We start from the raw sequence: 18,670 nt of genomic DNA, 5'->3' as shown, positions 1-18,670 counted from the left end.
ATCCTACTCTGCAGCTTCTGCCATCGCCGGTAGATAATCGTTCCAGATCGGCTTGTCGCCGAGCGTGGCGATGAAGGCGCGATGCGCTTCGCGTTCTGTGTCGGTCACCCGCGGCGCCAGCGGAATCTCACGCTGCCGCCGCGGCATATCGCCCTGGCCGACCTGGGCGATCGTGACTTCCGAGGCCAGGACGAGCTGCGACTGCCTCGCCCCGATCAGGTCGATATAGACCTCCGCCAGGAGCTCGGCATCGAGCAACGCGCCGTGCTTGGTGCGGCGGGAATTATCGATCGAATAGCGCGAGCAGAGATCGTCGAGCCGGTTCGAGACGCCGGGATGCTTCCGGCGTGCCAGCAGCAGGGTGTCGACCAGCCGATCCTTGATGATCACAGGCCGCTTGATCCGCTCGAGCTCGGCATTGATGAAGCTGATGTCGAACGAGGCGTTGTGGATCACCAGTGGCGCATCGGCGATGAATGCCAGGAATTCGTCGACCACTTCTGAAAACAGCGGCTTGCCGGCCAGAAATTCGGTCGAGAGGCCGTGAACGGCAAAGGCCTCCGCCGGCATGTCCCGCTCAGGATTGATGTAGACGTGGTAGGTCTGCCCCGTCGGCATGCGGTTGAAGATCTCGATGCAGCCGATCTCGACCAGCCGATCGCCGCGCAGGGGATCAAGGCCGGTGGTTTCGGTATCGAGAACGATTTCGCGCATGGATTTCTAGGACCGGAAAGTACCAGGCGAATCAGATTCGCCGCTTCGGCATCTTAACCACCTCAGCCAGAATGTCCTTGATTTGCGCGCGCACCGGATCAAGGCCATGTGAGGTATCCACCACGAAATCCGCCCGCTTGCGTTTCTCGGCGTCGGGCAATTGGCGCGCCAGGATGGCATCGAGCTTTTCGTCGTCCATGGTCCCGCGTGCCAGCACCCGCTCGCGCTGGATTTCCGGCGAGGTGGTCACGACGACCACCGCATCGACACGTTTCTCGCCGCCCGTCTCGAACAACAGGGGCACGTCGACGACCACGACAGGCGCGCCGGAGGCTTCCGCGTCTTCGAAGAATTTCTTCCGGGAAGCACCGAGCATCGGATGAACGATCTGCTCCAACTGTTTCATGGCGGCGGGGTCGTGGACCACGCGTGCGGAAAGCTTGGCGCGATCCACCTTGCCATTGGCGGTGGTGCCGGGGAAGGCGGCTTCGATCGCGGCCGCCGCTTCGCCTTCGTAGAGTTTGTGCACGGTCGCGTCAGCGTCATAGACGGGAACACCGGCTTCCGCGAACAGTTTCGCGGTGGTGGATTTCCCCATCCCGATCGAGCCGGTCAGTCCCAGGATCAGCATCTTTCAGTCATCGCTTGGAAAGGTGTCAGATTGCCAGCAAATTCTCGCTACGCAGGAAAGCGAGCAGGGACAATAGCGGCAGGCCGAGGATGGTGAAATGGTCGCCGTCGATGCGCTCGAACAGATGTGCGCCGAGGCCCTCGAGCTGATAGGCGCCGACGCTGGTGGTCACGGCCTCGCCAGCCTGGTCGAGATAGGCGTCGATCTCGTCCTCACTGAGCGGACGCATGGACATGCGTGCCACGCTGGTGTCGGCAAACAGGATCTTGCCGTCACGGGCAACGGCGACGGCGGAATGCAGTTCGTGAACACGGCCTGCGAGCGCACGCAATTGTCGAGCCGCCTGGTCGCGGCTTGTAGGCTTGCTGAACAGCCTGTCGTGAAGCGCCAGTGTCTGGTCGGCGCCGATGACGAATCGTCGCGGCCGTTGCGCGGAAACAAACAGGGCCTTCTCGCGTGCCAGCCGTGAAGCGATTTCCGCCGGCGCCGAAAGGCCCGAATGTTCCTGGATCGCCCGTTCGTCGATGTCCGCCGGCAGCGCCTCGAACGCAAGCCCCGCATTGGCCAGCAGCATCTTTCGCGCGCTGCTTTGTGAAGCAAGAACCAGTGGATCTTTTCCGCGCCAGATCGTCATCGCCACCGAATCACTCCAGCGGTCGCTGCCGCTGGCGGTCGTTATAGAGCTTCATCACCGCTGCCGCGGTCTCTTCGATCGAGCGGCGCGTGACGTCCAGCAGCGCCCAATTGAATTTTGCGCTCAGACGGCGCGCGAACGCAACTTCGTCGGCGACCGCCTGCTTGTCGATATATTCGTCATTGCCGGAAGCGGCGCCCATGCTCAAGAGCCTGTTCTGCCGGACCTGGATCAGGCGCTCCGGCGTCGCATGAAGGCTGACCACCAGCGGCTTCTTGAGGTGCTCCAGTTGATGCGGCAGCGGAATGCCGGGCACCAGCGGCACATTCGCGGTGCGGATGCCGCGGTTGGCGAGATAGATCGAGGTCGGCGTCTTCGAAGTGCGGGACACGCCGACCAGGACGACATCGGCCTCCTCCAGGCCTTCGACATGCTGGCCGTCGTCATGCATCATGGTGTAGTTCAGCGCGTCGATGCGCTTGAAATATTCCGCGTTCAGCACGTGCTGCGCGCCGACCCGGCCAGAGGTAGCCGCACCCAGATACGCCTCGAACAGTTGCATCACCGGGCCGATGATCGACAGGCTCGGAACGTTGATCTCCCTGCACTTCGCTTCCAGCCGGCTGACGAGATCCTTCTCGAGCAGCGTGAACAACACGATCCCGGGCGACTCCTCGATTTCATCGAGCACGCGGTCGAGCTGCTTCTGGCTGCGCACCAGCGGATAGACGTGTTCGACCGGCGAGACATTGGCGTATTGCGCGGCCACCGCGCGCGCCACTGTGATCAGCGTCTCGCCGGTTGAGTCCGACACCAGATGCAGGTGAAAGTAATTGCCTGATGTGGGCACCAGAACCTCTGCCTATCCTGTGAATCCCTGTGGAGGTTGCCTACAACTATCGGCGCGAGATCGCCGCCTTAGGGATATCTAAACCTTTTCTTCACAGCGCCTCTTGCGAGGACAAGTCCGCCGCGTTGCTGGCATGATAGTGAGAATATGTGAACTTGTCTCTTGATAAGCTGGCCAAAGAATCCGGCAAACGCTTGAGGCGCTGGACGATATTTCGCTGAGCGACGGCAGAGGCGGAATTGTTGAGCGGTGTGAACAAGCGCTCGAGAACGGCGGGATCGCATTGCATGAGTCAAATCCACGGCCACCTAGACTCAAACCTAAGATTCTAAAATTAATTGGTTTTAAGAGAGCGGAGCTTGCGGATATGTATCCGTGACCTCGCTGGCTGGCCCTCCCTGAGAACGGTGATGCTGCCCGAGATGTTCCGAGGAGCTCAGCAATCACGATGTACGAGTGGATCAAGGCGCTGCACATCATTGCGGTCATCTCCTGGATGGCCGGCATGCTCTATCTGCCGCGGCTGTTCGTCTATCATTGCGCGGCCGAGAAGGGTTCGACGCAGTCCGAGACCTTCAAGGTGATGGAACGGCGCCTTTTGAGGGCGATCATCAATCCGGCGATGATCATCACCTGGCTCGCCGGCCTGTACCTGGCCTGGGCCGGTCACTGGTTCAGCTCCGGCTGGCTGCACGGCAAGCTGCTGCTGGTGCTCGTGCTCTCCGGTGTCCACGGCTTTTTTGCCCGCTGGATGAAGGATTTCGCCGCCGACCGGAATACCCGGAGCCAAAGATTTTATCGGATTATCAATGAGGTACCGACGGTCCTGATGATCGCGATCGTGATCCTGGTGGTGGTCAAGCCGTTCTAGGCAAGCCGTTTGCCCACGAATCAGGCTTCAGTCCTTCTTGCGGAGCGCAAAGCGATTTTCTATATTTGTCTCAATCCCACCCCACGCAGGCGGATGTGATCGCGTTCCGGTTCCATCAACGGGCCGGCCGCCACATCAGGTTTGAAGCCCCACCGGCGCTTTCCTTGCTTAGACCTGCGGACCTTCATTTTTGCGTCCGCTTTTTCTCAAAGCCACCTCGCAAGACCCTTCTCTAAAAAAATGCTCCACAGGACCACCCCCATGCGGGAAATCAAACTTCAAGACCTCAAGTCCAAGACGCCGGCCGAGCTCGTCTCGTTCGCCGAAGAAAATGGGGTCGAAAACGCCAGCACCATGCGCAAGCAGGAGCTGATGTTCGCCATCCTCAAACAGCTCGCGATCCAGGAAACCGACATTATCGGTGAAGGCGTCGTCGAGGTTTTGTCCGATGGTTTCGGCTTCCTCCGTTCGCCCGATGCCAATTATCTGCCGGGCCCTGACGACATTTACGTCTCGCCCTCGCAAATCCGCCGCTTCGGCTTGCGCACCGGCGATACGATCGAAGGCCACATCCGCAGCCCGAAAGAGGGCGAGCGCTACTTTGCGCTGCTGAAGGTCAATTCGCTCAATTTCGAGGACCCTGAAAAGTCCAAGCACAAGGTCAATTTTGACAATCTGACGCCGCTGTTTCCCAATCAGCGCTTCCGGATGGAGATCGATGACCCGACGCGAAAAGATCTTTCTGCAAGGGTGATCGACATTGTCGCGCCGATCGGCAAGGGCCAGCGTGCATTGATCGTGGCGCCGCCGCGCACCGGCAAGACCGTGCTGATGCAGAACATCGCGCATTCGATCACCCACAATCATCCCGAATGCTATCTGATCGTGCTTCTGATCGACGAGCGTCCGGAAGAAGTCACGGACATGCAGCGCTCGGTGAAGGGCGAGGTGGTGTCCTCGACCTTCGATGAGCCGGCGGTGCGTCACGTGCAGGTCGCCGAGATGGTGATCGAGAAGGCCAAGCGCCTGGTCGAGCACGGCCGCGACGTGGTGATCCTGCTCGACTCGATCACGCGCCTGGGCCGCGCCTACAACACGGTGGTGCCGTCATCCGGCAAGGTGCTGACCGGCGGTGTCGACGCCAACGCCCTGCAGCGGCCGAAGCGCTTCTTCGGCGCCGCCCGCAATATCGAGGAAGGCGGTTCCCTCACCATCATCGCCACCGCGCTGGTCGACACCGGCAGCCGCATGGACGAAGTGATCTTCGAAGAGTTCAAGGGCACCGGAAACTCCGAATTGATCCTCGACCGCAAGGTCTCGGACAAGCGGACTTTCCCGGCGATCGACATTTCCCGCTCTGGCACGCGCAAGGAGGAGCTGATCACCGACCCGCAGGTGCTGAAGAAGATGTACGTGCTGCGCCGGATCCTCAATCCGATGGGTACGATGGACGCCATCGACTTCCTGCTCGACAAGCTCCGGAATACGAAGAACAACTCCGAGTTCTTCGATTCAATGAACACGTAAGCGGGGATCGGAGACAGCCCAGTAATTATGCTGCGATGCAATAAGCGTAGTTTATGCTGCGACCTAGCTGCAGCATAAGCTATATCGATTTAGGATGTCGCGGTTAGTCTAAGTGTTTGATAGGTAGAGTATTCTATCGACACGCGAAGACCTGATTGGGTTGGCCCGTTGCGGATATCGCAGCAAATTGCTGCACAATTGCTGCGATAAGGTACCTTCATATTGCGCTGCAATAAAAGGCATTAGCGTCAGGGTGCGCTAATTCAGCGTTGCCTTCCTGCTGGTTCGCTAACAAATAGGCGATGCATCCACGCGACCAGACTATCTTTGCTCTTTCCTCGGGACGGCCGCCAAGTGCGATCGCCATTGTCAGGGTGTCAGGACCGGGGGCTGGTCCGGCATTGGTGAAGCTGGCCGGCAAGATTCCAGCGCCGCGGATGGCGGCCAGGGTGCTGCTGCAGGATGCCCGTGGCCAGCCGATCGACGACGCGGTGGTCCTCTGGTTTCCCGCGCCCGCGAGCGCCACGGGCGAAGACGTCGCCGAGTTTCATGTCCATGGTGGACGTGCGGTGCTCGGTGCGTTGTTCAATGCGCTCGCCGGCCTGGACAACGTTCGGCCCGCCGAGGCCGGCGAATTCACCCGCCGCGCCTTCGAGAATGGCAAGCTCGATCTGACCGAGGCCGAAGGGCTCGACGATCTCATTCATGCCGACACCGATCGCCAGCGGCGTCAGGCGCTGCGCCAGTTGAAGGGCCTGCTCGGCGATCGCGCCCGCGATTGGCGCGCACAGATCATCGAAGCGTCCGCGCTGATCGAGGCCGGCATCGATTTTTCCGACGAGGGCGACGTGCCAGCCGAACTGATTACGCCGGCTCTCGGGAAGGTCAAAGCGCTGTTGGTCGAGATTCAGCGAGTGCTGGCCGCCCAGGCGCAGAGCGAACGGCTCCGCGACGGCCTGGTGGTCGCGATCGCGGGCCCGCCGAATGTCGGCAAGTCGACTTTGATCAACCAGCTCGCCCGGCGCGACGTTGCGATCGTTTCGCCCCATGCCGGCACCACGCGTGATGTCATTGAAGTGCAGCTCGATCTCGACGGCTATCCAGTAACGGTGATCGACACCGCCGGCATCCGCGAAACCGACGATCCCGTCGAACAGGAGGGAGTGCGCCGCGCCCGCGCCCGTGCCGAGGAAGCCGACCTGGTATTGTGGTTAACCGATGGTAAAGGGCTGGCGATTTCGCACGAGGGATCGGCGCCGGTCTGGGCGGTACGGAACAAGATCGACATCAGTTCAGCGGCTGAGGATCGGCCGGCTGTATCGGGACGAGCGACGGGGATCTTCAGGATTTCGGCCCGAACCGGGGAAGGCATCCCGGAACTGATCGCGGCCCTGGTCCGCTTCGCCCATGATTATTTTGGGTCCGGCGAAGGCGGCCTGATCACCCGGACGCGTCAACGCAAGCTGTTGCAGGAGACGGCCGATTCGCTGCAGCGGGCGATCGCGGTGGTCGGGGCGGGTGAAGAACTCGCTGCAGAGGAACTGCGGAGCGCGATCTATAGCCTCGGGCGGCTTCTTGGGCGCGTGGACGTCGAAGACATCCTCGACGTGATCTTCCGGGAGTTCTGCGTCGGGAAGTAGGCCTTTGAGTCCGCAACCGCATAGGCCACTGGGCCAGCGGGGCTCGCCGTTTCACGTGAAACATCATCCGGCGTAGCTCGCTTGATTTGTAAGGTCCGCGACCCCGTTTCACGTGAAACAGGATTGGGATTGGATCGGCGAAACTTGTCTTTCGACTTTCACCGCTCCGCGCTAGAAGTTGAGCATGTCTACACAATCGCTTTCATTCGACGTCATCGTCATCGGTGGCGGCCATGCCGGCTGCGAGGCCGCCGGCGCGGCTGCCCGGATGGGCGCGAAGACGGCGCTGGTGACGCATCGCTTTTCGACCATCGGCGCGATGTCCTGCAATCCCGCGATCGGGGGACTCGGTAAGGGCCATCTGGTCCGAGAAGTTGACGCGCTGGACGGTCTGATGGGTCGGATTGCCGACGCCGGCGGCATTCAGTTCCGGATGCTGAACCGCCGCAAGGGTCCCGCCGTCCGCGGACCGCGGGCTCAAGCCGATCGCAAGCTTTATGCTGCGGCCATGCAGGCTGCGATCCTCGATACCGCCAATCTGAGCGTGGTCGAGGGCGAAGCCGATGATCTCCTGACCTCCAATGGGCACCTCAGCGGCATCCGCCTCGGAGATGGGAGGGTTCTGGCAGCCGGCGCCGTCGTGATCACGACCGGCACTTTTTTGCGCGGCCTGATCCATCTCGGCGAGAAGAATTGGCCGGCCGGCCGAGTCGGTGAGGCGCCGGCCATGGGCCTTTCGGTGTCGTTTGAGCGCCTGGGCTTTACGCTTGGCCGGCTGAAGACCGGGACGCCGCCGCGGCTCGATAGCACCACGATCGACTGGTCCGCAGTCGAAATGCAGCCCGGCGATGATCCGCCCGAGCCGTTCTCTACCATGACGGACCGGATCACGACGCCGCAGGTCCAGTGCGGGATCACCCGCACCACGCCCGAAACGCATGAGGTGATCCGGGCCAATGTGCATCGCTCGCCGATGTATTCCGGCCAGATCAAGAGCACCGGGCCGCGCTATTGCCCCTCGATCGAGGACAAGATCGTCCGCTTCGGGGACCGCGACGGTCACCAGATCTTTCTGGAGCCCGAAGGCCTCGACGACAACACGGTCTATCCCAATGGCATCTCGACCTCGCTCCCGGAGGACGTCCAGCTGGCGATCCTCGCCTCGATTCCAGGTCTTGAGCGGGTCAAGATGGTCCGGCCGGGCTATGCGATCGAATACGACCATGTCGACCCGCGCGAGCTTGAACCCACGCTTGAGACCAAGCGATTGCCGGGGCTGTTCCTGGCTGGCCAGATCAATGGCACGACCGGGTACGAGGAAGCGGCGGGGCAGGGGATTGTCGCTGGCCTGAACGCGGCGCTCTCCGCCGGCGGCGCTGATCCGATCGTTTTCGACCGCGCTGATGGCTATCTCGGTGTGATGATCGATGACCTCGTCACGCGCGGGATCACTGAGCCCTATCGGATGTTCACCTCGCGGGCCGAGTACCGGCTCACGCTCCGGGCCGACAACGCCGATCAGCGGCTGACGGACAAGGGGATAGCGTTGGGGTGCGTCGGCGAAGCCCGCGCCAGGCGCCACATCGCGAAAATGGCGGCGCTGAATGCCGCGAGGGCGCTGACTAGGTCACTTTCCATCACGCCGAACGAGGCCACAAGGCACGGGCTTGCGCTCAACCGCGATGGCGTCCGTCGCTCGGCATTTGAGCTGCTGTCCTACCCAGAAGTGGAGTGGTCGACGCTGCGCGGCATCTGGCCGGAGCTATCGGCCATTGAGCCATCGGTCGCCGTTCACCTGGAGATCGATGCAAAGTACGACGTCTATCTGAAGCGCCAGGTCGCCGACGTCGATGCCTTCCGCCGCGATGAGGGATTGATCCTGACTGGCGTCGATTATGATGACGTGCCCGGCCTCTCCAACGAGGCGCGCGCCAAGCTGAAGGCTGCGCAGCCGCGGACCGTCGGCCAAGCGGGTCGGATCGATGGGATGACCCCGGCGGCGCTGGGCATCCTGGCCGCCTATCTGCGCCGTGAGGCCCGGCGGAAGACGGCGAGCGCGACTGCGTAGGGTTTCACGTGAAACGGGGCTCGCTCGCCACGACAGCCTGCTCTTGACCGGCATCTTCCCGACCGATGATCAAAGCATCACCGCCTAAAGCACTAACAGCCGCCCGCACCGACAAGGCAGCGGCGCTCGCCCTCATCCCCGTTTCACGTGAAACGGAAGTCCGGCTCGAGCGCTATGTTGCGCTTCTCCTGGAGTGGCAGGCCAAGACCAATCTCGTCGCGCCGTCGACGCTTCCCGAACTCTGGACCCGCCATATCGCCGATTCGATGCAACTGCTGACCCTTGCTCCTGCAGCAAAAATCTGGGTCGACCTCGGCAGCGGCGGCGGCTTTCCGGGTGTCGTGCTCGCCTGCGCGCTCGCGGAGGCGCCGGGTGCCACAGTGCACCTGATCGAGCGTAACGCCAAAAAGGCGGCCTTTCTCCGTGAAGCGCTTCGAGTGACGGGTGCGCCGGGGACGGTGCATCTGGCCGACATCGGGGATATTGTGGATAGAATCAGCGGGCCCATCGATTGCGTGACCGCGCGGGCGCTGGCTCCGCTACATCAACTCATCGGCTTTGCGGAACCGCTGGTGCGAAAGGGTGCAAAAGCGCTGTTTCTGAAGGGCCAAGATGTAGAGGCTGAATTGACCGAAGCCACTAAATATTGGACAATCAAGCCGCAACTTCACTCCAGCCGGACCGGCGGACATGGCTGGATTGTCGAGCTCGACTCCATCGGGCGACGTTGAGCTTTACGCAGGGGATCAGCAGGGCAACGATATGACCGTAATTGATGAGGTTTATCAAGAGGATAGGGCGCCGCAGCCGGCCGGCCATCCGCGCATCCTGTCGCTCGCCAACCAAAAAGGGGGCGTCGGTAAGACAACCACAGCGATCAATCTCGGAACCGCACTCGCGGCAATTGGCGAGCGGGTCCTGGTCATCGATCTCGATCCGCAGGGCAATGCATCGACCGGGCTCGGCATCGACCGCCGCAATCGCAGCTGCTCGACCTATGACGTGCTGGTCGGCGAGGCGCCGCTGCGCGACGCGCTCGTAGCGACTGCGGTGCCGCGGCTTCATATTGCCCCCTCGACCATGGATCTCTCCGGCCTCGAGCTCGAACTGGGTACGACGCCGGGCCGCGCCTTCCGCCTGCGCGACGCCATTGCCGGACTCAACAACAACACCTCGCCGGACGCCGACTACACCTATGTGCTGATCGATTGTCCGCCGTCGCTCAACCTGCTCACCGTGAATGCGATGGCGGCGTCGGATGCGATCCTGGTGCCGCTGCAGTGCGAGTTCTTCGCGCTCGAAGGTTTGTCGCAATTGTTGCAGACGGTTGAGCAGGTGCGCTCGACGCTCAATCCGAACCTCTCGATCCACGGCATCGTGCTGACGATGTTCGACTCCCGCAACAACCTGTCGAACCAGGTCGTCGCCGACGTCAGGCAGTTCATGGGAAGCAAGGTCTACAACACCATGATCCCGCGCAATGTGCGCATCTCCGAAGCGCCGTCCTACGGCAAGCCGGTGCTGGTCTACGATCTCAAGTGCGTCGGCAGCGAAGCCTACCTGAAGCTCGCTACCGAAGTGATCCAGCGCGAACGCGAGTTGCGTGCGAGTTAAGGGTGATCCGCAGGATGGGTAGAGCGCAGCGAAACCCATCGTTCTCTCACGCGATGACCGCGATGGGTTTCGCTGCGCTTGACCCAGCCTACGATCCGACCAATCTGAAATTCTGTTTCCGGAGTTTGCTACGTGAATCCAAGGGAGCTGGCGACAATGGCCGACGAAGCGCGTTCGCGACTGGGCCGCGGGCTTGCAAGTCTGATCGGAGACGTCGGCGGCGAGGCCGCGCATGTCGAGCGGCCGCGCACGCAGCGCAAGGTGCCGATCGAATTCCTCAAAGCCAATCCGCGCAATCCGCGCCGCAGCTTCGCCGATGCCGAGCTCCATGAGCTCGCCGATTCGATCAAACAGCGCGGCGTGATCCAGCCGATCGTGGTGCGCCCGGTCAAGGGCGCGCAGGATCGCTACGAGATCATCGCCGGCGAGCGGCGCTGGCGCGCCTCCCAGCTTGCCGGCCTGCACGAAGTGCCGATCGTCCCGGTCGAGGTCAACGACAGCGACGCGCTCGAGATCATGATCATCGAGAACGTGCAGCGCGAAGACTTGAACCCGATGGAAGAGGCGCAGGGCTATCATGCGCTGGCCGACGAGTTCAAACGCAGCCAGGAAGATATCGCGAAGATCGTCGGCAAGAGCCGCAGCCATGTCGCCAACATGATGCGACTGACCAAGCTGCCCGCCGAGGTGCAGGCCTTGATCGCAAGCGGTGAATTGTCCGCCGGTCATGCGCGCGCGCTGATCGGCGTGCCGGATCCGCTCGGCGTCGCCAAGCGCATCGTCGCGGAAGGCCTCAACGTGCGCCAGACCGAGGCGCTGGCGCATGACGAGGGCGTGCCGGTGCGCAAGCCGCAGAAGGCGCGCGGCGGCAGCAAGGAGAAGGACCCCGACACGCTTGCGCTGGAGAAGCGCGTCTCCGATGCGCTGGGCCTCACCGTCAGCGTCAACCACCGCGACCCCGGCGGCATCGTGCAGATCAGCTACCGCAGCCTCGAGCAGCTCGACGAAGTGATGCGGCGGCTCGAGGGCGGCTAGTCCGGCCTTACCCAATGCGCATTCCCGTCATTGCGAGGAGCGAAGCGACGAAGCAATCCACATTTCCGCAAGCGGCGAGATGGATTGCATCGGTCGCAATGACGCTTGGGATGCATCGCGTCTCATCCTCTCCTTCGTGCATTCGCGGCAATCGAGAGCAGGGCGCGTTGCGCGATCACGGCGGCGAGCGAGTTCTGCTTGCGCATGTCGAGCGCGGCGGTGCCGAGCTGCTCGATGATGCCGGCCAGCCGCTGCGGGCTGAAGTTACGCAACGCGATCTCGACCGCGCCCTTGCGCGAGAAGTGCAGCCGCGGAAAGCCGCCCTCGAGCACCGACGAAACCGGTGCGCCATCGGCAATCGCCAGCGCCGATTTGTGCAGCCAGGCCGCCTGGCGCTGAGCGGCCGAGATGATGACACCGGGATAGGTGCCGGCGACCATCGCTTTCGCAAACTCGCTCTCCACCGCGGCCGCATTGCCGGCGAAGGCGCTGTCCACGATCGGATCGAGCTTCAGCTCGGATGCATCGGAGACCACCGTCATCACATCCTCGAGCGTGACCTCGCCACGGCCATGGGCATAGAGCGTCAGCTTGCGCACTTCGTTGCGCGAGGCCTGGCGGTCGCCGCCGAGCAGTGACATCAGCACCGCGCGGGCATCCTGCGCGATACGCAAATTGGATGCCCGCAACTCGTCATCGATCAGCTTGGCGAGGTCGCGCTCGGTGTCGGGATAGCAGCCGATCGCCACCGCAGTCTTGGCGCGCTCGCAGATCTTGCGCAGCGGTGAGTCCGGCCTGATGTCGCCGGCCTCGATCACGATGCGGCAATCCTTCACCGGCGAATCTGAAAGCGTCTCGACGCCGCTAGCAAAATTGCGTGAGCCGGCACGGACGCGGATCGCGCGCCGTCCGCCGAACAGCGGCACCGTCATCGCTTCGTCAACCAATCGCGAAGGCTCGGCGGCGAGGTCGTCGCCGTCGAGACGGACCAGCGAGAACGGATCGTTGGGGTCGTCGACCGCGGAGGCCATCAGCGCGTCGGCGCGCTCGCGCACCAGGCCGGCATCGGGGCCGTAAAGCAGGATGATCGGACGGCCGGGATCGGGCCGGGCGAGGAAGGCGTCGATGTCTTTTCCGCGAAGCGCGACCAATGGCGATCAGGTGCCGGCGGTGAAGAAGGAGGCCAGCCGGGTATTGATATTCTCCGCGATCTCCTGCGCGGCGCGATCTTCGGCGTCACGCAAGGCGCGCGTGCGGGTGAAGCGCTGGTAGGAGCCCGGCATGTCGTAGGACACGCGCGAGAAGGTGGAGCCCGTCATCACCGACTTGTTGGAAGCGATATCGACCAGGTTGTACTGCGCGTCGATGCCGAAGTTCTCGCCGGTCGGCAGTGCCGTGTTCGGATCGACCATCAGCGACGAACGGCTGGTCGTAAAGCGGATCACCAGTCGATGGGTCGGCGGCATGCCGGTGGCGTTGCCATAGAGCTTGAACGCCAGCGCGTTGCGGACTTCCACGCCGATGCGGGCCTCGCGGGACGCGTTCGGCTTGTCGGTGATCGGCGGGAGCTCGACGCCCATCAGCTTCTCGCGCAGCGCCGGTGTGCCGTCGGTATGCTCTGCATACATCGGCTGGAAACAGCCGGCCGTCAGCGCGGCCAAAGCGGCCACCGCGACGAGCCGGAGAGCGATCCGGATCCTAGCCGACGACATTCACGATCCTCATGGGCACCACGATCACCTTGCGGACGGGCTTGCCGCCCATGGCGGCTTTTACCGCATCGAGCGCCAGAACGGCAGCCTCGATCTCAGGATTTTCGGCCGCCCGTGGCACGGTAACATCACCCCGTTTCTTACCGTTGACCTGGACCACCAGGGTCACGCTGTCTTCAACCAGCAAATCGCGTTCGATTTGCGGCCAGGAAGCCTCCGAAATCAGCCCCTCCCGGCCCAGAACCTGCCAGCATTCCTCGGCCAGGTGCGGCATCATGGGCGCGAACAGGTTAACGAGGATGACCGCGGCTTCGCGGACCGCCCAGGCGACGTCCGGCGCGGGCTTGTCGCCCTTGGCCAGGGTCTCGGCCAGGGCATTAGCGAATTCCCTGATATGGGCGAGGCAGACATTGAAATGCAGCCGCTCGATGCCGGAGGACACCTTGTCCAGCGCGCCATGGGCCGCCTTGCGCAAGGCGAGCGCCTCGGGCCCGAATGAGGCCGGCCGGGCCGCTGGCGCCGCCTTGGCGATCTCGGCGGATTCATTCACCAGCCGCCACAGCCGCTGCACGAAACGCGCCGCGCCCTGCACGCGCTCGTCGCTCCAGATCACGTCGCGGTCGGGCGGGGAGTCCGACAGCATGAACCAGCGCGCGACGTCGGCGCCGTAGGCCGCGATGATGTCGTCAGGGTCGACCGTGTTCTTCTTCGACTTCGACATCTTCTCGATCGGTCCGATCGTGATCTCTTCGTCGCCATAGATCATCGTGGCGCGGCGTTCACCGCCGATCACCTCAACCTTCACTTCGGCAGGCGTCACATAGGTGCCGTCGGCCTTCTGATAGGTCTCGTGCACCACCATGCCTTGCGTGAACATGCCGGCGAATGGCTCGTCCATCGCGATGTGGCCGGTCGCCTTCATCGCGCGGGTGAAGAAGCGGCTGTAGAGCAGGTGAAGAATCGCGTGCTCGACGCCGCCGATATACTGATCGACCGGCATCATCCGGTCGGCGACCGCGGGCGTGGTCGGCGACGTCTCGTTCCAGGGATCGGTGAAGCGCGCGAAGTACCAGGACGAATCCACGAAGGTGTCCATGGTGTCGGTTTCGCGTTGCGCCGGCCCACCGCATTTCGGGCAGGTGACGTGCTTCCAGATCGGATGATGGTCGAGCGCGTTGCCCGGCTTGTCGAAGGTCGCGTCCTCCGGCAGCGTCACCGGCAGCGCGCTGTCGGGCACCGGCACCACGTCGCATTTCGGGCAGTGGATGATCGGAATCGGGCAGCCCCAATAGCGCTGGCGCGAGATGCCCCAATCGCGCAGGCGGAAATTGACTTGCCTCTCACCCACGGGCGCGTTGCCGCGCAGCTCCGATTCCAATCGCTTCGCCACTTCTTCTTTCGCCTGCTCGATCGTCATGCCGTCGAGGAAGCGCGAATTGATCATGCGGCCGTCGCCGTCATAGGCGGTGTCCGTGATCACGAAGCTCTTCGGGTCCTGACCCTCGGGACAGACCACCGGCGTGTTGCCAAGACCATATTTGTTGACGAAGTCGAGGTCGCGCTGGTCGTGCGCCGGGCAGCCGAAGATGGCGCCGGTGCCATATTCCATCAGCACGAAGTTCGCGACATAGACCGGCAGTTTCCAGTTCGGATCGAACGGGTGGATCGCCTTGATGCCGGTATCAAAACCCTGCTTCTCGGCAGTGTCGATGATCTCCTGCGCGGTGCCGATCCGTTTGACCTCGGCGATGAACTCGGCAAGCTTCGGATCCTTGGCGGCCGCAGCCTGCGCCAGCGGATGGTCCGCCGAGATCGCCATGAACTTGGCGCCGAACAGCGTGTCCGGCCGCGTCGTGAAAATCTTCAATTCGCTTTCGCCGGCCGGCGTGGTCGCGGTGTCAAGCGCGAAGCGGATCAAGAGGCCCTCGGAGCGGCCGATCCAGTTGCGCTGCATCAGCCGCACCTTGTCCGGCCAGCGGTCCAGCGTATCCAGCGCGTCGAGCAATTCCTGCGAATACTTTGTGATCTTGAAGACCCACTGGTTCATCTCGCGCTGCTCGACAACAGCACCCGAGCGCCAGCCGCGGCCGTCGATCACCTGCTCGTTGGCGAGCACGGTCATATCGACCGGGTCCCAGTTGACCTTGCGCTTCTCGCGCTCGACCAAGCCGGCGCGCAGGAAGTCCAGGAACAGCTTCTGCTGGTGCCTGTAGTAGCTGGGGTCGCAGGTCGCGAATTCCCGACTCCAGTCGAGCGACAGGCCGATCGAGCGGAGCTGCTTCTTCATCGCCGCGATGTTGTCGTAGGTCCACGCCTTTGGCGCGACCTTGCGCTCGATCGCGGCGTTCTCCGCCGGCAGGCCGAACGCGTCCCAGCCCATCGGATGCAGCACGTTGAACCCCTTGGCGCGCATGTAGCGGGCCAGCACGTCGCCGAGCGTGTAGTTCCGGACGTGGCCGATATGGATGCGCCCGGAAGGGTACGGGAACATCTCGAGCACATAGTATTTCGGCCGCGGATCGTCGTTTTTCGACGCAAAGATCGCCTTCTCATCCCACTGGCGTTGCCAGCGCGGCTCGGATTCACGGGCGTTGTAACGTTCGGAGGTCATGGAGCAGGGCTCTTGGGGCCTTTCGGCCGTTTAGAAGACGGCGGACTAGGCCATAGAATTGGCTGCGGGGTCAACGGGTTGGGCACTTGCCCCGTCCTCATAGGTAGGATGAGTCGAGCGCAGCGAAACCCATCGCAATGGAGTGAGCGGCAAGATTGATGGGTTTCGCTGCGCTCGACCCAACCTACTGTCGCCCCTGCGAAAGCAGCGACGACGGACGGAGAGATCTGATTCAATTGTCAAACAGCTCTCCGCTGTCATCGTCCGGCTTGACCGGACGATCCAGTATTCCAGAGGCAGTCGTGCTTACGCCGAGAGGCCGTCGGGTACTGGATGCCCCGCCGGAGCCTGTCATCGGGCGGCGCGTACGCGCCGACCCGTTGGCGGGGCATGACGGTGGAGGGGATATGAGTTCACGTTCTCGCAGCATTGATTGCCCGAGTCTTGCGCCTCGTTTCGCCCTCTTCGATAGCTGAGGGCGCAGGGAAAGCCGGGTGCCGGCTGCACCCGTGGGCCCCGTGCAACAAAAAGCACGGGGGTAGGACCACAGGTCAACCGGAGCAACACCGGCTTTCCCTGCGCAGTGGTTTACGGCTTACTTCGTGCTCTTCTCGGTGACCGGGCTTTCTTGCCACCGTCGCTCCGTTCAACGAACAGAACTTAGCGCCAGCGTCGGGGCGCCAGAACCACACGACTTCGCCGTCCGTGATGTGTGTGCTCGTCAGTCACACCCGTCACGTCCACCGCATCCCACCGCACGTTCGTGACGATCGCGAGCCGCCCCTCATTTGGGTGAGACGCGCGGAGTTAAATCACTGATTTGCCCGACGACGGAAGCGGAATGTTTTTCGCGCAAAGGCTGGACGGGGCGAATCACGTTGGAAACGCTGCAGAATCTCCGCCGTCATTCCGGGGCGATGCGAAGCATCGAGCCCGGAATCCATTTCTCCACCTGCGCCTGCGGCCCGATGGATTCCGGCTCGCGACTTCGTCGCGCCCCGGAATGACAGGAGAGAAATCTAACTCGCCATTGCCATCGCCGCCGCGCCGCCGGCATCTCGCACCAGACCGTGCTCGACGACGGTGTTGCGGCCGAGATGCTTGGCGGCATAGAGGGCGGCGTCGGCGGCTTCGATCAGGTCGCTGGGGTGCAGCGACGGGCCCGGCTTGGTGCAGGCGACGCCGACGCTGGCGGTGACGATCTGGTGGCTGGAGGTCGCGTGCGGCAGTCGGAGATCCTGCACCGCGGCGCGCACGATCTCGCCGATCTCCTTGGCGCGCACGGTACTGGTGTTCGGCAGCAGCAGGCAGAACTCCTCGCCGCCGTAGCGGCAGGCAAAGCCCAGCGTGTCGGCGGCGATGCCGGAGAGCGTCTCGCCGAGCCTGGTCAGGCAGGCGTCGCCTTCGGGATGGCCGTAGGTGTCGTTGTAGAGCTTGAAATGATCGACATCGATCATCAACAGCGACAGCTCGCAATCATATTGCTGCGCCTTCATCCACTCGAAATCGAGCCGGCTCTGGAAACCCCGGCGGTTGGCAAGCCCCGAGAGCATGTCGATCGAGGCCATCACCGTCAGGCGGTCGTTGGTGGCGACGAGATCGCGTTCGCGCTGGCTGAGCTGCGCGGCCATCGCATTGAAGGCGCGCGCGAGCGGCACGAACTCCGCCGGCAGCTTGCCCTTCGCGACGCGGACGGACCAGTCGCCTTCGCCGAAGCGCCTGGCCGTGCGGGTCATCACGTCGATCGGATGGATGATCAGTTTTTCCGCGCCGACCAGCGCACCGAACAGCACGAGCAGGCAGACGAAGCCGAGCTGCCAATAGGCGGTGCGGATATCGCTATCGATTGCAGCCGTCACCCTGGCCTCGTCGATGCTGACGATCAGCCGCGAGCGCGTGCCGGGAATGCGGGCAAAGCTGATCGTGCGGTTGGTGCCATCCGCCGCGGTGAAGGAGATCGAGCCGGACGATTCGCCGTAGCTGAGCGCCTTGTCCGCGATTGCTGACATCAAAGGCACGGTATCCAGCGAGCGGCCGATCATGCTCGCCTGATCGAGCGGTGCTGCGAGAACCGTGCCGGCGCTGTCGACCAGCACAGAGGAGACGCCGGCGCGTCCGCCGTAATTGGTCATGATCCCCGACATCCAGTCCAGGTTGATTGCCGCGAGAACCACGGAGTCGGTTTCGCTGTTGATGGCGCCGACCGGGTAAGCGGCCATCACGACCGGCGTATTGGAGGGCCGCGCCACGATGAAATCGCTCAAGACGAATTCCCGGCGGGTCCGCGCTTCCGCGACATAGGGCCGGTCGCTGAGATCGATGCCGACATAGGCGTTGTCGGTCGAGCACTGGATCCGGTTGTCACTGCCGAGAAACATCAGGCTGCGGATCCACGGCATGTTGGCGGGCACGCTGGCGCGCAGGATTTCGCAGCTCTTGCCGATGCCGCCGGCGGATGCGCGGATATAGGCGGCGGATTTCAGCACCGTTTCGACCGAGGAGATCACCTCGCGCTGGGCGTCGGCGCTATGTGCTGTGAGGGTGGCGAATTCTTCGACCGCATGCGCGAGCTGCTTGGCGCGCGAGTCTTCCAGGGTGCGGACGCGGTCCAGCATCAAGGGAGCCACCAGCAACAGCGCAAGCAGTGCCAATCGTGCGCGAATTCCCAGAAGATTCTTGAGTTTCGCGCGTTTGCGGTTGAAATTAATTTTAGACATCATTGTCCCCTAGCCCCACTCGTGAAAGTAGAAGGAAGGGTTCAAG

General features: G+C 62.9%; 15 protein-coding genes. 7 read left to right on the top strand and 8 right to left on the bottom strand.

Annotated elements, in window-relative coordinates:
* Positions 1–3: 3 nt before the first annotated feature.
* From dnaQ to I6F35_RS24875, 4 genes are read right to left on the bottom strand one after another with little or no spacing between them, the layout of a single operon-like run.
* Positions 4–714, bottom strand: coding sequence for a DNA polymerase III subunit epsilon (gene dnaQ, locus I6F35_RS24890; RefSeq protein ID WP_225120293.1), 711 nt, complete (start codon positions 712–714; stop codon positions 4–6).
* A gap of 31 nt (positions 715–745) precedes the next feature.
* Complete coding sequence (gene coaE / locus I6F35_RS24885; protein ID WP_225120292.1) at positions 746–1,345, bottom strand: dephospho-CoA kinase; 600 nt, start codon at positions 1,343–1,345, stop codon at positions 746–748.
* 25 nt (positions 1,346–1,370) lie between these two features.
* Positions 1,371–1,979: a Maf family nucleotide pyrophosphatase gene (locus I6F35_RS24880; protein WP_225120351.1), complete on the bottom strand. Its 609-nt coding sequence runs from the start codon at positions 1,977–1,979 to the stop codon at positions 1,371–1,373.
* 10 nt (positions 1,980–1,989) lie between these two features.
* Positions 1,990–2,829, bottom strand: a complete 840-nt coding sequence (locus tag I6F35_RS24875; RefSeq protein ID WP_225120291.1) for a pyruvate, water dikinase regulatory protein — start codon at positions 2,827–2,829, stop codon at positions 1,990–1,992.
* A 448-nt stretch (positions 2,830–3,277) separates the two neighbouring features.
* Between I6F35_RS24875 and hemJ the strand changes: the two genes are divergently transcribed.
* From hemJ to I6F35_RS24840, 7 genes are all read left to right on the top strand, one after another.
* On the top strand, positions 3,278–3,700 hold the full coding sequence (gene hemJ / locus I6F35_RS24870; protein WP_225120290.1) for a protoporphyrinogen oxidase HemJ: 423 nt from the start codon (positions 3,278–3,280) through the stop codon (positions 3,698–3,700).
* A gap of 261 nt (positions 3,701–3,961) precedes the next feature.
* Entirely contained in the window at positions 3,962–5,227 is a 1,266-nt protein-coding gene (gene rho, locus I6F35_RS24865; protein WP_027581395.1) for a transcription termination factor Rho, read from the top strand.
* A 302-nt stretch (positions 5,228–5,529) separates the two neighbouring features.
* Positions 5,530–6,867 carry a tRNA uridine-5-carboxymethylaminomethyl(34) synthesis GTPase MnmE gene (gene mnmE, locus I6F35_RS24860; protein ID WP_225120289.1) on the top strand — a complete coding sequence of 446 codons (1,338 nt, stop codon included), beginning with the start codon at positions 5,530–5,532 and terminating at the stop codon, positions 6,865–6,867.
* 184 nt (positions 6,868–7,051) lie between these two features.
* Entirely contained in the window at positions 7,052–8,935 is a 1,884-nt protein-coding gene (mnmG, locus tag I6F35_RS24855) for a tRNA uridine-5-carboxymethylaminomethyl(34) synthesis enzyme MnmG (protein ID WP_225120288.1), read from the top strand.
* A 65-nt stretch (positions 8,936–9,000) separates the two neighbouring features.
* Positions 9,001–9,666: a 16S rRNA (guanine(527)-N(7))-methyltransferase RsmG gene (rsmG, locus tag I6F35_RS24850; protein WP_225120287.1), complete on the top strand. Its 666-nt coding sequence runs from the start codon at positions 9,001–9,003 to the stop codon at positions 9,664–9,666.
* Between the two features lie 31 nt (positions 9,667–9,697).
* On the top strand, positions 9,698–10,549 hold the full coding sequence (locus I6F35_RS24845) for a ParA family protein (RefSeq protein ID WP_225120286.1): 852 nt from the start codon (positions 9,698–9,700) through the stop codon (positions 10,547–10,549).
* A gap of 156 nt (positions 10,550–10,705) precedes the next feature.
* A complete protein-coding gene (locus I6F35_RS24840) occupies positions 10,706–11,584 on the top strand; it encodes a ParB/RepB/Spo0J family partition protein (protein ID WP_225120285.1) in 879 nt (292 codons plus the stop codon).
* Positions 11,585–11,706: 122 nt separating this feature from the next.
* Here I6F35_RS24840 and holA read toward each other — a convergent pair whose 3' ends face one another.
* The 4 genes from holA to I6F35_RS24820 form a co-directional block, all read right to left on the bottom strand.
* The gene (gene holA, locus I6F35_RS24835; RefSeq protein WP_225120284.1) at positions 11,707–12,735 is read right to left on the bottom strand and encodes a DNA polymerase III subunit delta; all 1,029 of its coding nucleotides are present in this window, start codon (positions 12,733–12,735) and stop codon (positions 11,707–11,709) included.
* A 6-nt stretch (positions 12,736–12,741) separates the two neighbouring features.
* Entirely contained in the window at positions 12,742–13,296 is a 555-nt protein-coding gene (gene lptE, locus I6F35_RS24830) for an LPS assembly lipoprotein LptE (RefSeq protein WP_225120283.1), read from the bottom strand.
* The gene (leuS, locus tag I6F35_RS24825) at positions 13,283–15,907 is read right to left on the bottom strand and encodes a leucine--tRNA ligase (RefSeq protein ID WP_225120282.1); all 2,625 of its coding nucleotides are present in this window, start codon (positions 15,905–15,907) and stop codon (positions 13,283–13,285) included. Before leuS ends, lptE begins: the two co-directional genes overlap by 14 nt.
* Before the next feature lie 1,019 nt (positions 15,908–16,926).
* Positions 16,927–18,624 carry a diguanylate cyclase gene (locus I6F35_RS24820; protein ID WP_225120281.1) on the bottom strand — a complete coding sequence of 566 codons (1,698 nt, stop codon included), beginning with the start codon at positions 18,622–18,624 and terminating at the stop codon, positions 16,927–16,929.
* Between the last annotated feature and the right edge of the window lie 46 nt (positions 18,625–18,670).

It is taken from the genome of Bradyrhizobium sp. BRP22 (genome assembly GCF_020194175.1).
Lineage (GTDB): Bacteria > Pseudomonadota > Alphaproteobacteria > Rhizobiales > Xanthobacteraceae > Bradyrhizobium.
The sequence above is the reverse complement of the archived record's forward strand: the minus strand, read 5'-3'. Positions and strand labels throughout refer to the sequence as shown.